Here is a 13,025-nt window from a genome sequence, read left to right on the forward strand (position 1 = left end):
GTCATGCCCGAATCCACAAGAAGTCGCACCAACAACTCGGAGACTATCGTGCACGAAGAAATAATCAACTTGATCGACTCTCCGGAGCTGCGAGAGCATTTGCTGCATAATCCGCAGCTCCTGAGCGGCGACCATTGCATGCAGATTGTCGGTGGAGCACCGGTTGAAATTACCCGCAAACGAGAGCTACTCAACAGACTGGCTGCTGGCGGGTGCAACTCGTCAGACGACACCCCTTACTGGCACTATCGGCAGATTTGCATCGACTACATCGATGACTGCATGAACGCGCTAAACGCTGTCGACGGAAACAGGAAGGTGCTGCTTATTAGCGAAATTAGCTTTGTCGACAACAAAGTGGGATCCGCCATCACGCATGGCCCCTTCCCCGTGGCATCCTGGCAGGCCGCCCTTGCGGCAATGAAGGCATACGCAAACAAGTGGAGCGAAATGACAGACTTATCGTCCTCATACTGGATGATCGAGCTGTTCAACCTTGCCAACGACCCGAGCTGTTCATATCCATACGACGGCTTTCTACAGCCAGACTACACTTACTACGCAAACGCCTCCGGCGAAATCCAGTACATCTGCAGGGAAGAAGAGGGCAAATGCGGCGAGGTGCTCGACTGCATTGTGGGTGGAATCTTTGGCCCGTGGTTCAAGGGGGCATATGTCGACCTGCCCACGCCGTACAGAAAGGGCGATATTCTTGAAATCGACTGCCGACCATGGGCGCCAGGACCTTGTTATTGCCTGGTAGCAAACTCGAAATTGGACTTCCTGTATCCCGATGGCAATGGGCAGATCAGATGCGGCTCTATCCCCTACGGCAGCTGCTTTGCCGGATGGGCGCATACGAACTTGATGCTGTCGCCTGTTTTCAGAGCGAAGAAAGTAACGCAGCCCTTGCCGGAAGCATACGCGGCTTTGCAAGCGGTCGAGCTGGACAGGATAGAAGGCTTGCTTGAAGAGTACGCCGACAACAAGGAGAACGAGCCAATTTGGCTGGATATATATCGGCATCGCGCATGTTGACGGAAGATACGAAAAGCCGCAACAACCCCCATTAGCTAGTCTTGCCCATATCTCAATTCGGCATTCGAATCCTCATGGACACGAAAGAGGCCGTGCCCACACCAGGCACGGCCCGAGAACGAGACTCAGAATATCTTTGGGCGAAGTGAAAGCATCTTGATCCGCCCAAGCTCTGCACATAATGTCGAACTTGGGCGGGACTTTTCCATTGTCAATCGTCGCTAAGCTTAGCGACGATTTATTTCATCGTCTCCTTTGCCTTGTCGAGACGACTGCCCTTGAAGAAGTACCAAATCATCAGGTCGACTTCATGGAAGCCAATATCTGGGGCGGAGCCGTTATTTGAACCAACCGTCTGGTTTTCCTGCTTTCGCCACTCATTGATACCGTCAACGATATGGCTGTAAAGATCAAGGTATCCCAGGTAGCCCCAAGCGACCTGGGCGTCAGCGTTTTCAACATCCTCATCGGGCGTGGCAACCAGTTTATTAATCGTACCTCTAATCCATGCATATCGGTTTCCATAGCGGCTCAATGGAGTGTCATTGTATTTTTTGCACCATTCGTTAAGCCACTCACCCTCATTGCTGCCGTAATCAATATAAGCATCCGCATAATAAGGAAGCATTGTGCCGACAACCGTGTCATAGATGCAGAAGTTGTCCGCATCATAGATATAAGAGTCATTCACCTCACGCCTGCTTAGATTACGACAACCATGGTGGCAAAACTTTGTTGCAAAGGAAAAATTGCTTCGATTGCACTTAAGGTCGCTAGGGTCCTCTTCCGGCAATAGTTTATAAGTCATATTTGTTGTAGCGCGCGCGATGCTGGCAACGAGATTCGCTCGGGACTCAAGGTCTTTTTCCAGCAGGCTAGACCCCAGTTCATTATTATTCGCATACTGGCTCACAAGATATGCGGCAGTTATAAGTGTTCCTCCAGTAAGCTCGGCTTCGCCCTCATCCCCCTTTTCACCACTACCGCCTTGCGAATCCTCTTTGATTTCGCAAAGCCGTTTGAGCTCGGCATTCATCTTGCCCATTAGCTCATCTTGGTCACCCTTTACCGTCACTGCAGCCAAATGCGTCGAATTCATTTTATTAGTAAAATAAACAGCCTCCCGGATGGCGCAGGCATCACCGTTCGAAGCATCCACATACTTATCGTGAATCGTGTCCTGATCAATCCATGTGTAATTCGAATCATTATTTACGAGACCGTTCACAAAGGCGATGTTCTTATCGCTAAAAACCGGAAAATCGTTCTGGTCTAAATCAAACTCGTAATACTTATCCGGATGAAGCGAAGCCTCAATGGAAGAAACGATTCGCCTAACATTCCGATCTTTACGCGTTGCCATTGGACGTTCCTTTCTGAATCTGACAGAAGCCCGCTCGTCTTTGCCCTCTATTTGATGGTAATTCTTAACCCACTTAAACGCATCTTCTTGGCTGTTGAGCGGTCACTTTCTGCTGGTAGACGCGCTGCTGGCCGAGCAGTTGTTATTGGCCCTGACCTCAGCCAAAGACTCGCGCGCAGGAAGATTCCGTGCCATCGAAACTTATGCGGGCCAGGGCGTCTGCATTGCAGTGGGTCTCGGCAAAAGCCGCATCGTTGCCGCCCTCTGCCGCAAAGCAGCCTGCCAGGATGGCGGATGTTGGGCTGAGCATGTTGCGCAGGTCGCGCAGGGCTGCATTCACGGGGCGATTGTCGTCGAGCATCTCGAGTCCGTCAATTACGACCACGACGTCCTTTAGCACCGCCCTATTCCACGCCTGGTCGCCGAGCAGCCAACTCGTTAAAAGGTCTATGGTCATGTTGTCTTCGGCAAAGATGCCCAAGTCGCGCTGCTTGAGGCGCATCGTTGCGCGGATTGCCTCAACCTGTTGTTCCTCAGGATCCTCTGACACCTTGTCATCCATCTCGGCACGAATAAGCCGGGCAACCGCATCCTCTTCACGCTCCCGCATCGGCACGTAAAGCACAGTGCACTGCTCGCTCAGGCATAAAACCGCATGCGCCAGTACGTTCGAAACGTCTTCATGCGCGCCGCCAATCACGCTAAGCTTGCCCAACCCAACGCCGCCACCTAGGGCATCATCGACCGACATACCGGTTTTCAACACACAAGGAGTTTCAAAAAGCGACGTCTCCATACGGCGATCGAGCCCAGAAACCAGTCGATTGCGAAACCCGCTGAGGTCAAAAACCTCGTCATCACGTTCTTTTCGATTCCCACTACGCTGATTCGTGGGCGTCGGCGGCATCACGCCTGATAGGCCCAGCATCTCGCCCAAACTCACAGAACGGCCAATTCGGTCGTCCCTGGAGTCCATCTTTAGCGTCATCGCAACCCTCCTAACGCCTACCACGCTTACCAGTAGCCTTAAAATTCCAAATCGGCTTGAGTCGGTGAATAACATCAACCGTCGGGTCCATGAGTCTCAGTACATCATCCGCAGGCTTATACGCTTCGGGCGACTCATCGAGCGTCGTCTCGCATGCACTCGGACAGTAGATGCCGGCATCGCGCATCTCGTTAACGAACGACCTGGTGTCGAGCGTTTGGAACGCTTTGGCGCGGCTCATCGCGCGACCCGTCCCGTGCGGCGCCGAACAGTTCCAGTCCTCGTTTCCCTTGCCGCGTGCAATAACGGCACCGTCGCGCATGTTGAACGGAATCAGCACCATCTCGCCCGCATGAGCGCTAATGGCGCCCTTGCGAATCATGCCGCCTTCCGAGATGTAGTTGTGCATGGTGGTAAAGCCGTCTCCGTCGAGTCGAATTCCCGTACGCTCAACAATCTGTGTGACAATCGCCTTGCGGTTCTGATTCGAGAAGCGTTGGCAGTTATGCATATTGACGAGATACTCGGCAGAAAGATCTCCCACGAGATACTTAAGCTCGTCGGGGATATCCGCCGTGCACGTCTTCTGCGCCAGCGCCTGATGATGCTCCGCCGTCTGCTTGCCCATGTTGCGCGAGCCGGTGTGCACGACCAGATATTGGCACCCATCCTCGTCCTCGTCGAGTTCAATGAAGTGATTGCCGCCGCCCAGCGTGCCCATGGAGCGCTCAACCTTGCGCTTGTCCTGAAGCCAATCGCGCGACTCCATGTTAAAGTCCGCGAGTACGCAGGCAGGATCGCGATGAAGGCTAAAGCCCGTGGGCACCGCGCGCTTCACATCGCGATTGAACTGAATGAGGTCGTCGCGCGCGATGGTTTCCGCAAGCGGCACGCAGTACATCCCGCATCCGATGTCGACCCCAACCAGGTTGGGAATCACCTTGTCGCCCAAGTTTGCCGTAAAGCCAATCACGCAGCCCTTGCCCTTATGGGCATCGGGCATAATGCGGATCTTGGCGCCTTCAAACGCCGGGCAGCTGGAAATCTCCTCGATCTGCTCCTTGGTTGAATCCTCAAGATTCTCGGCAAAGACTTTGATGTCTGCCATCGCATTTCTCCTGTTCTGATCCTTGTAAACCGGAACCGGCCCCAAGCCAATAGAGCGCATGTCACACCATCCAGCCAAACCGCCGATTTCCGTTTAACCACCTTTCGCCCTATTCGAGCTCTTATTGCTGCGAATACTACGGTCGCGCGGACTACAATGAGTCCCAATAACGGGTCTTGTTTTGTATCTCCGGTTGGTACCCTGCCGGCGAAAGGAGACAACGTGGCGAACAGACCAAATCAAAAGCTCAGGCTTCTGTTCCTGCTTAAAACCTTGATGGAAAAGACCGACAGCACGCACGGGCTCACAACGCAGCAGATTATCGAGGAGCTCGCCTATCACGACCTTGAGGCAGAGCGAAAGGCCATCTATCGCGACCTGCAAACGCTTCGCGACTTTGGGCTCAACATCAACCAGCGCGGTGGCAAGGAATGGGTGCTGGTCTCACGCCCGCTCGACCTGCAAGAGCTCATCATGCTTGTTGACGCCGTCCAGAGTTCGCCGTTTTTGACCGATGAGTTGACCGACCACCTCATCGGCAAGCTGCAGAGCCTCGCCAGCCTGGGCGAACGCGAGCTGATGCACAAGCGCGTCGATGTGCCTTCGCGCGTGAAGATGCAAAACTCAGATGCCCTGCTCAACATCGACTTGATTCAGCAGGCTATGCGCGAAAAACGCAAGATTCGGTTTCGTTACTTCCACTACGACGCCGCCAAGCAAAAGGCCCTTAATCATGACGGAAAGACCTACGAGCTCACACCTGTGCGCCTTATCTACTCCGACGAACTCTATTACATGATTGGATTTAGAGATAAATGGGCTAATGCCGGCTCGGGTCATCAGCCGTTCACGCCTTATCGCGTCGATCGCATGCTCGATGTGGCGGTGTCCGAAGAGTCCGCGACCAAAGACCCGCGTATCGCGGGCTATGTGCTCGAAGATCACGTTTCGCCGTCGTTTGGCGTTTACGCGGCCGACAAGACCACCGTCGTGCTGGAGCTCGACGACCGCGCGATGAACCCGCTCATCGACAAGTTTGGACTCGACGCCGTCGTGTTTGAGAACCAGGACGGGCGCCTGTTGGCGACCGTCAAAGCCCCGCTGTCGCCTCAGTTCTTTGGCTGGCTGCTGCAGCTCAGCACCTACATTAAAATCGTTCAGCCGCAAAGTGCCATCGACACATATCTCGACTATCTCGATAGTACGCGTGCGCTCTACCAGGAAGACAGGTAATACTGCCATGAACATGACCCCCGAACTCATCGCATCGCTTGACCGACTAAACCACGAACAGCGCGAGGCCGTCGAATGCCTAGATGGTCCGTTGCTCGTCATTGCCGGCCCCGGCACCGGCAAGACGCAGCTGTTGAGCCTGCGCGCGGCGAACATCCTAGCCAAGCGCGATGCCGCCCCGCGCAACATCCTCTGCCTCACCTATACCGAGGCGGGCGCGGAAGCCATGCGCAAACGTCTGATTGAGCTCATTGGACGCGACGCCTACGGCATCGAAGTCAGCACGTTTCACGGATTTGCAAGCAGCATCAGGTCGCGCTATCCCGAGTACTTCATGCGCCCTTCGACCGACACGCTTGTTACCAACCTGCACCAGCAAGAGATTTTTGATCGGCTGCTCAAATCGCTGCCTTTTGGTTCTCCGTTAGGTGGAGGGTCACCTGATATGCCCGCGCAAAACATCGGTAAGATGATCGGCTTTGTCTCCAAAATCAAACGCAGTGGCCTGGATTACGACACGCTGAGCGCCATCGCGCAGCAGAATATCGACGCCGCTGCCTGGCTCACCGAACATTCCGAGCTGCTTACGCTCGTCTGTGGAAGGGCAAGCGCCGCGTTGGCCGAACGCTTTGAGGAAGAGGTTGAGCGTGTCTGCGCCATGGCGCCTACATCGCTCACCCGCCCTATCGACTGTCCTGCCGGCACGTACGTGCCGTACATTCTTGAGTTGCGCGACACCGTTCGCCGCACCGAACTTATTGACGAGAAGGGAAAGTCGTCGGGATACACCAAGGTGCGCGATGTCTTCTTTGGAGGCAGCAACTCGCAGGGACGCACCTTTAAGATTGCGGAGCAGAGCGAGCGACTTAAGACCGCTTGCGACGTCGCGCGTCGCTACCAGAGCGAGCTCGACCAGCACCATCTCTACGATTACGACGACATGATCGGCGACTTTGTTAACGCTGTCGAGCACAACAACGCGTTGCGCCAAGTGCTCCAGGACACCTATAGCTACATTCAAGTCGACGAATTCCAGGACACCAATGGTGCCCAGATGCGCATCATCGAGCTGCTCTGCAACGGCGTTGATGCGCCCAATATCATGGCCGTCGGCGATGACGATCAAGCCATCATGCGTTTTCAGGGCGCCACAATCGAATGTGCTAACCAGTTTGCGGCCGAGTTCTCGCCCCGGAGCATCGTGCTCAAAACCAACTATCGCTCCACGCCCGCCATCGTTGAGCTTGGTCAAGCTATCGCACGGCAAATTGAATATCGCCTCAACGCCAGCTCGAATAAGTCAATCGAAGCCTTTAAGCCTCAAGGCGATCAGGTCAGCTTTAGCGAGAACGTCTACACCGGCAAAGCCGAGGAATACGCCGCCGTTGCCGCGAGCATTAGGCAGAGGATTGATGCTGGCTACCTCGATGACTGCGAAGATCCCAGCGAAGGAATTGCAGTCATCTCCGCCAAACACGCCGCATTGCGCTCGCTGATTCCCTTCCTCGTTAAGGAGAACGTGCCGTTTTCGTATCGCGAGCGGCAGAATCTCTTTGCCTCCGAGCGTATGCAGACGACTTTGGCACTGTTGCGTTGCGTTACCGCGCTTGCTCGCGGGAAGAAGGAGCTCGCCAGCAGCTATCTTCCGCAGATCATCTGTGCCACCGAGCTGGGCGGCGACCATCCATCGTCCGTGACGTTTGCGCTCAGCGCCAAGCGAGACCAGCATGGCGACTGGATGGCCGCCATGCGCGAGAGCAATATCGCCCGCGTCAAAGAGCTGCACGACGACCTTATGCAGTGGGCGGCCGAGGCCGGCGCCTCCCCGGTCAGAGCGTTGCTCTTTAAGATTGTCGAACGCAGCCTTGGCTATTATCAGGATCATAAAAAACAGGATCCGCTGGGTGCCGCCGAATTCAATGCCGGCATCCGCGCCCTACTCGCCTTTGCCGAGGGTGAAATGGGAGACGCGCGCCGTATGGGACGCGCGCTTCGCCTGCCCGATATTGTCGACAAGCTCGATGCCGCTCAAAAGTTTGGCGTGAGTATCGACGCATCGATCAACCTCGGCGCGCCGGGAGCTGTTCGCCTCACCAGCGCCCATAGCTCTAAGGGCCTGGAGTTCGACTGCGTCTACCTGCTCGATGCCGACGACTCCACTTGGCACAAAGGCGCCGGCGGCATGAGTTTGTACCCATCCAACCTGCTGATTCGTGATGAAAAGGACAACGACGACGCGCGTCGCCTGCTGTTTGTCGCCATCACGCGCGCTAAGCGACACCTCGAGCTGTACCGCGCCGGCGGGTTGGCTTTGCAGGAGCTCACGGGGCTTATCGACTCTTGCGAAGTTTCTGCTGAGACAGACCAGCTCAGCGTTGCAATCGAAACCGAGTGGCGCGACAACTACGTGTTTGATACGCCCGAGCTCCGCGCGCTTTTGGAACCTCATACCGACGTGAAGTTTCTTTCTGCCACAACGCTCAACAACTTTGTGACGTACGAGCCTGGATGCGCAAATAGTCTGCACTTCCCTGAAAAGCAGATTGTGCGCCTGCCCACGGCGCCCACGATCCAAACCGAATTCGGCACCATCGTTCACGCGATGTTCGAGGAGATCGTTAATAGAATGGCAGCCGATGGCGAGGCGGCGATTGAGACAATTGAGGCCGAGTATCGTCAGCAGATTTCGTGGCTCGATTTTGCCCCCGAGGACGTCCATCGCTATTCGGAGCGCTTCGAACGCATTTGTCGTGCATTCGTTCCCTGGCTTGTCGAGCACGTGCATGGCTATCGCTGCGTCACGGAGGCGAATATGCAGTGCCTGACCACCGAAGGAACTCCGCTCTTTGGTTTTCTCGACCTGCTCCTCGTTGACGATGCCACTAAAACGGTGCAGATCGTTGACTACAAGACTGGTTTTGGCAAAGAAGTCCCCACAGGCTACCATCGTCAGCTCAAGTTTTACAAACTGCTGGTCGAAGCGTCACCCGAGTTTTATGGCTACACCGTCACTTCCATGGGCGACTACTATGTAGAACCCGACAAGACAACGGGCGAGCTCCGCCCGCCGTTCGCGACAACCGCCAACGCCGACGACATTGCCGAGCTCGAACAACTCATCGATGCCGTATGGTCGCGCATTGAACACGGCGCTTGGGATACCAGCGCTTTTGAGCAGAGTGGTGCTTATGGACTGGCCGTTGAGGAACAAAAGGGCTGCCGCAAAAAAGCCGATAAAACCGAGGTCATGCAGCGCGCCTACGAGCACTGGCTAGTCGAGAACCCGGGAATGTGACAGAGGAACAGTCCCTTTGTCACATTATTCGATGACGGTGCGGGAGTTTTGCTTGCGCATGGTGGCGAGCATGTGTTTGGGGACGGCGTGGACCATGCAGCTGCCGATAGTCGCGCTCGCGGCGGCCTTGGCGGCATCGCTGCCGTTTTTGGTCGCGTAGCTGTGGCGGAAGCGCTTGAGCATGGCGATGTCGTTGCCGCCGTCGCCGTAAACCGCGACCTCGTCCTCGGCAATGCCGTAGTAGCCCGCCAACCAGGCCACGCTCTCACCCTTGTTGCACGCCACGTCCGTGATCTCAAACATCACCGGATCGAACGGCGCGTTGACCACGCGGTCCGAGCGCTCGGCCAAATACGCCTTAAGGTCGCGCTCCAGCTCGGGCGAGGTCACGCGACAATTGATCTTGCATACGTCATGGCGCAGGATGTCACCGATCGACTGGTCGAAATACTGTTCCTCGTGATACCCCCCACGTGCACGCATGCCGCGCATCACGATGCGCTTGATAGGACTGTCCTTTTTAAAGCCCGCCTGGTGCATCTCGAACGATCCGCTCGAGAACATGCCATCGGGCGTGGAGCAATCAAAGCAAATGCCCGGGAACTTCTTGAGCAGCTCCTCGGTAATCTGCGGGTCGATGGTCCAGGTCTTGAGCACCTCGCCATGGCTGTTGCGTACGATGGACCCATTGGAGCAGCAGGCGTCAAGCGCCAGGCCCGTAAAGCCATGCTCGCCGATCGGCAGCGTCGAGCGCCCGGTCGCGGGAACCACATGCAGGCCAGCCTCGGTCAGCTCGCGAATGGCACGGCGAATGGTCCCATCTGCCTCGTGTAGGGCGTTCAGCAGCGTTCCGTCTAAGTCACTCGCAAACATCTTGATCATGGGCATGCCTCTCTTTCGTCTGCACGATATTGTAGACGAGAACGGGCGCGGCGCAAGAGAGGCACGCCCGTCAGGCGAAAGATTGTCCTACACCGCGGCGGGGCCGTGTTCGCCGGTGCGGATGCGGATAACTTCCTCGACCGGCTCGACCCAGATCTTGCCGTCTCCAACGGCACCGGTGCGGGCGGCGTTGCAGATGATGTCGACAATTCCGTCGACATGCTCATCGGCGCAGATAAGGGTGAACTGCACCTTAGGGATCGTGTTGACAAGCAACTCGTTGCCGCGCACGTATTCCTTCCAGCCATGCTGCGCGCCGCAGCCCTGCACCTGGTTAATAGTCATGCCACGAACATCAGCAGCAAACAGCGCGTCCTTAAGAACCTCGAGCTTTTCCTGACGCACGATAGCCGTAATCTTCTTCATAGTGAATTCCTCTCAATAATCAACGTATCCCTTTACATGAGACGCGGGTTTCCCAGGTGCCGCAGATTGGGTTGAAAGAGGAGCGCCGCGTACTTTTGTACGCAAGCGACGGTTTGAAACCCAAGGTGCGGTGCCTGGGGAAGCCGCGCGACGGTTTGAGGGGCAAGGTCGGGTGCCTGGGAAAGCCGTGCTGCTAATCGAGTCCGGAGAACGAAGGATAAGCGCTCTCGCCGTGCTGACTCGCATCCAGGCCCAGCGCCTCGTCTGCCTCGTCCACGCGCAGGCTGCCGCGGAACAGCGCCTTGACCACCGCAGCGATCACCAAGTCGAGCGCCAGTACAAGAGCGACCGTCACCACAATGCCCAAGATCTGCGAGATGAGCAGCGACACGTCGCCCGTGTAGAACAGGCCGCCCTTACCGGTCCACGAGAGCTCCGGCACGCAGAACAGGCCCGTGAGCACGCCGCCCAAGATGCCGCCGATGCCGTGGCAGCCAAACGCGTCGAGCGCATCGTCGTAGCCAAACTTGGTCTTAAGATGGCTGATAGCCAGGTAGCAGACAGGCGATACGATCAGGCCCATGACCAGCGCCGCCCACGGCTCGACAAAGCCCGCACCCGGCGTGACCACCACAAGGCCCGCAACCAGACCGGTGCTGGCACCCACCAGCGTGGGGCGACCGGTGCGCACGCGCTCAACGGCAAGCCACGAGACCATGCCCGCCGCGCTGGCCGTCACGGTGTTGAGGATGGCGAGCGCCGCCACGGCGTCGGCCTTAAACTCGCTGCCGCCGTTAAAGCCAAACCAGCCAAACCAAAGCAGGCCGGCGCCCAGCGCCACAAACGGCACGTTATGCGGGCGGTAGCTCACCATGCCAAAGCCGCGACGACGACCGAGCATTAAGCAGAGAATCAGGCCCGTGAGACCGGACGAGATGTGCACCACGTCGCCGCCCGCAAAGTCAAGCGCACCGATGACGTCGCCGATAAAGGAACCCTCGCCGCCCCAGACCATGTGGGCGAGCGGCGCATAGGCCACGAGCAGCCAAATGCCCAGGAAGGCCGTCATGGCACCAAACTTAACGCGGCCGGCCAGGCTGCCCGTGACGATAGCAGCCGTGATCATGGCAAACGCCATTTGGAAGGCGATGTTGATGATTTGAGGGTAGACGGCACCGTCCGCAGCATTGCCCTCGGCCGCCTGCAGCACCTGGTTGAGCACCGGCAAGCACAGCAGCTGGTCAAGGCCTCCAATAAACGGGCTCGAGCCGTCGCCGCCGTAGGCCAGCGACCAGCCGGCAACAATCCACAGCACACCAACCAGGCCAATGGCGCCAAAGCACATAAGCATGGTGTTGATGACATTTTTGCGCCTGGACAGGCCACCATAGAAAAACGCCAGACCCGGTGTCATTAAAAACACGAGCATGGTGCAGATGAGCATAAACGTTGTCGATCCCGTATCGTACATTCGCTCCCCCTTGATCGCATGAACGTTGTCGGCGCCCATAATGCGGCCGAGGGGCAACTGGTGTAGACCAGATACGGCGTTGTTAAACGCTGCGTTGTCGAATGGAAACGGTGCCGCAATCTTGGAAACGGCACGGCAACGGGCGCGAAACGAACGGGAAATACGCGAGTAAGGGAGCCGTGAGCGTGCCCGTCCCGGCTAGCGCCGAAACAGCTCGTGGGCGCGGTCGCGGAGATTAGTTGCTCGAATGACACCTTCGTAGCGATTGATGCGCAGACGCGGGAAGGCATTGAAAAAGCGCAGGTCACGACGACTGAGTGACACGCTCGGCACCGGACGGCTCATGCGCTTGCCGGCAAGGCGACGACTGAGCGATGGACGCGGCATACTCGGCGCGGCATCGGCGACGCGGCGGGCAGCGAGCGCCAGGCCGCGAGCACCATCCGAAATAAACGTCGGCATCGAAGCCTTCTCACGAAGGGCATCGAGCGTCGCGTCGCCCAGCTCGGCCAGCCACGCGTTAACGGCGCGACTGCGGATATGCGTCTGTGCCACCGAGTCGATCGCCGAATCGGGAATACGTTCGAGCATGGAGTCGGACGCATCGGCAAGTGACTCATTGATGCGGTCGGCAAGGTCGGCGCGCACACGCTCCAGCTGATCGGACAGGCGACGCCAACTGGCCAACGAGCACGCTGCGTCAACCATCATCGCGACCGAGACGATAAAGGCGGACAGCCGCACAATCAGCACCGGCAGATGGCCAAGCAGCCCCAGCAATGCCGGCTCCACCACGCGACAAATGCACAACGCGCCCAAGCCAAACGCGCAGGCCCAGTACAGGCAGATACGTCCGTGCAGGTTAAACGGCAGGTGCGAATAGTCCCAAAAGCGTGCGCCTGTTGTCTTTTCCAATAGAAGGCCCACACTGTACTCGATTACGCTGCACACAAGCGCCGCGGCGACAAATTGGCTCGAGGCATCCGGAATCCCGCGTAGCAAAAGCCAGCAGGCTATGCCGCCCACACCATAGATAGGGCAACACGGCCCCAGCAAGAATCCGCTGTTGGCAAAGCGTCCTTGGTTGAGCATGGCGCAGACTGTCGACTCCCATGCCCAACCGCAAAACCCGTAAAAGGCAAACGAGAGCACCAGTGCCGAGAGCGGGCAGGCGGCAAGCGTCGCGCCGTCAAATGCCATGTCGATCGCGGTCCCCACCGT

At 57.2% G+C, this 13,025-nt stretch carries 10 protein-coding genes; 3 read left to right on the top strand and 7 right to left on the bottom strand.

Annotated elements, in window-relative coordinates; translation table 11 throughout:
* Positions 1-3 precede the first annotated feature (3 nt).
* Positions 4-1,038, top strand: coding sequence for a hypothetical protein (locus ACTQ40_RS02530; RefSeq protein ID WP_441563266.1), 1,035 nt, complete (start codon positions 4-6; stop codon positions 1,036-1,038).
* Between the two features lie 238 nt (positions 1,039-1,276).
* On the opposite strand, the gene ACTQ40_RS02535 is transcribed toward ACTQ40_RS02530, so the two are convergent.
* The 3 genes from ACTQ40_RS02535 to ACTQ40_RS02545 all read right to left on the bottom strand — a co-directional run bounded on the left by ACTQ40_RS02535 (position 1,277) and on the right by ACTQ40_RS02545 (position 4,497).
* Positions 1,277-2,401 carry a hypothetical protein gene (locus ACTQ40_RS02535; protein ID WP_441563267.1) on the bottom strand — a complete coding sequence of 375 codons (1,125 nt, stop codon included), beginning with the start codon at positions 2,399-2,401 and terminating at the stop codon, positions 1,277-1,279.
* Positions 2,402-2,558: 157 nt separating this feature from the next.
* Entirely contained in the window at positions 2,559-3,389 is an 831-nt protein-coding gene (locus tag ACTQ40_RS02540; RefSeq protein WP_441563268.1) for a hypothetical protein, read from the bottom strand.
* 10 nt (positions 3,390-3,399) lie between these two features.
* Positions 3,400-4,497, bottom strand: coding sequence for an RtcB family protein (locus ACTQ40_RS02545; RefSeq protein ID WP_441563269.1), 1,098 nt, complete (start codon positions 4,495-4,497; stop codon positions 3,400-3,402).
* Between the two features lie 222 nt (positions 4,498-4,719).
* On the opposite strand from ACTQ40_RS02545, the gene ACTQ40_RS02550 reads away from it, so the two are divergent.
* Entirely contained in the window at positions 4,720-5,730 is a 1,011-nt protein-coding gene (locus tag ACTQ40_RS02550; protein WP_441563270.1) for a helix-turn-helix transcriptional regulator, read from the top strand.
* A 13-nt stretch (positions 5,731-5,743) separates the two neighbouring features.
* Complete coding sequence (locus ACTQ40_RS02555; protein WP_441563271.1) at positions 5,744-9,025, top strand: ATP-dependent helicase; 3,282 nt, start codon at positions 5,744-5,746, stop codon at positions 9,023-9,025.
* A gap of 24 nt (positions 9,026-9,049) precedes the next feature.
* Here ACTQ40_RS02555 and ACTQ40_RS02560 read toward each other — a convergent pair whose 3' ends face one another.
* The 4 genes from ACTQ40_RS02560 to ACTQ40_RS02575 form a co-directional block, all read right to left on the bottom strand.
* Positions 9,050-9,907, bottom strand: coding sequence for an HAD hydrolase family protein (locus ACTQ40_RS02560; RefSeq protein WP_441563272.1), 858 nt, complete (start codon positions 9,905-9,907; stop codon positions 9,050-9,052).
* A gap of 87 nt (positions 9,908-9,994) precedes the next feature.
* Positions 9,995-10,333 carry a P-II family nitrogen regulator gene (locus ACTQ40_RS02565; RefSeq protein WP_099432138.1) on the bottom strand — a complete coding sequence of 113 codons (339 nt, stop codon included), beginning with the start codon at positions 10,331-10,333 and terminating at the stop codon, positions 9,995-9,997.
* A gap of 193 nt (positions 10,334-10,526) precedes the next feature.
* Positions 10,527-11,804, bottom strand: coding sequence for an ammonium transporter (locus ACTQ40_RS02570; RefSeq protein ID WP_441563273.1), 1,278 nt, complete (start codon positions 11,802-11,804; stop codon positions 10,527-10,529).
* A gap of 198 nt (positions 11,805-12,002) precedes the next feature.
* Positions 12,003-13,022, bottom strand: coding sequence for a putative ABC transporter permease (locus ACTQ40_RS02575; protein WP_441563274.1), 1,020 nt, complete (start codon positions 13,020-13,022; stop codon positions 12,003-12,005).
* Positions 13,023-13,025: the final 3 nt, after the last annotated feature.

Source organism: Collinsella sp. Sow4_D11 (genome assembly GCF_052116465.1).
Classification (GTDB): domain Bacteria; phylum Actinomycetota; class Coriobacteriia; order Coriobacteriales; family Coriobacteriaceae; genus Collinsella.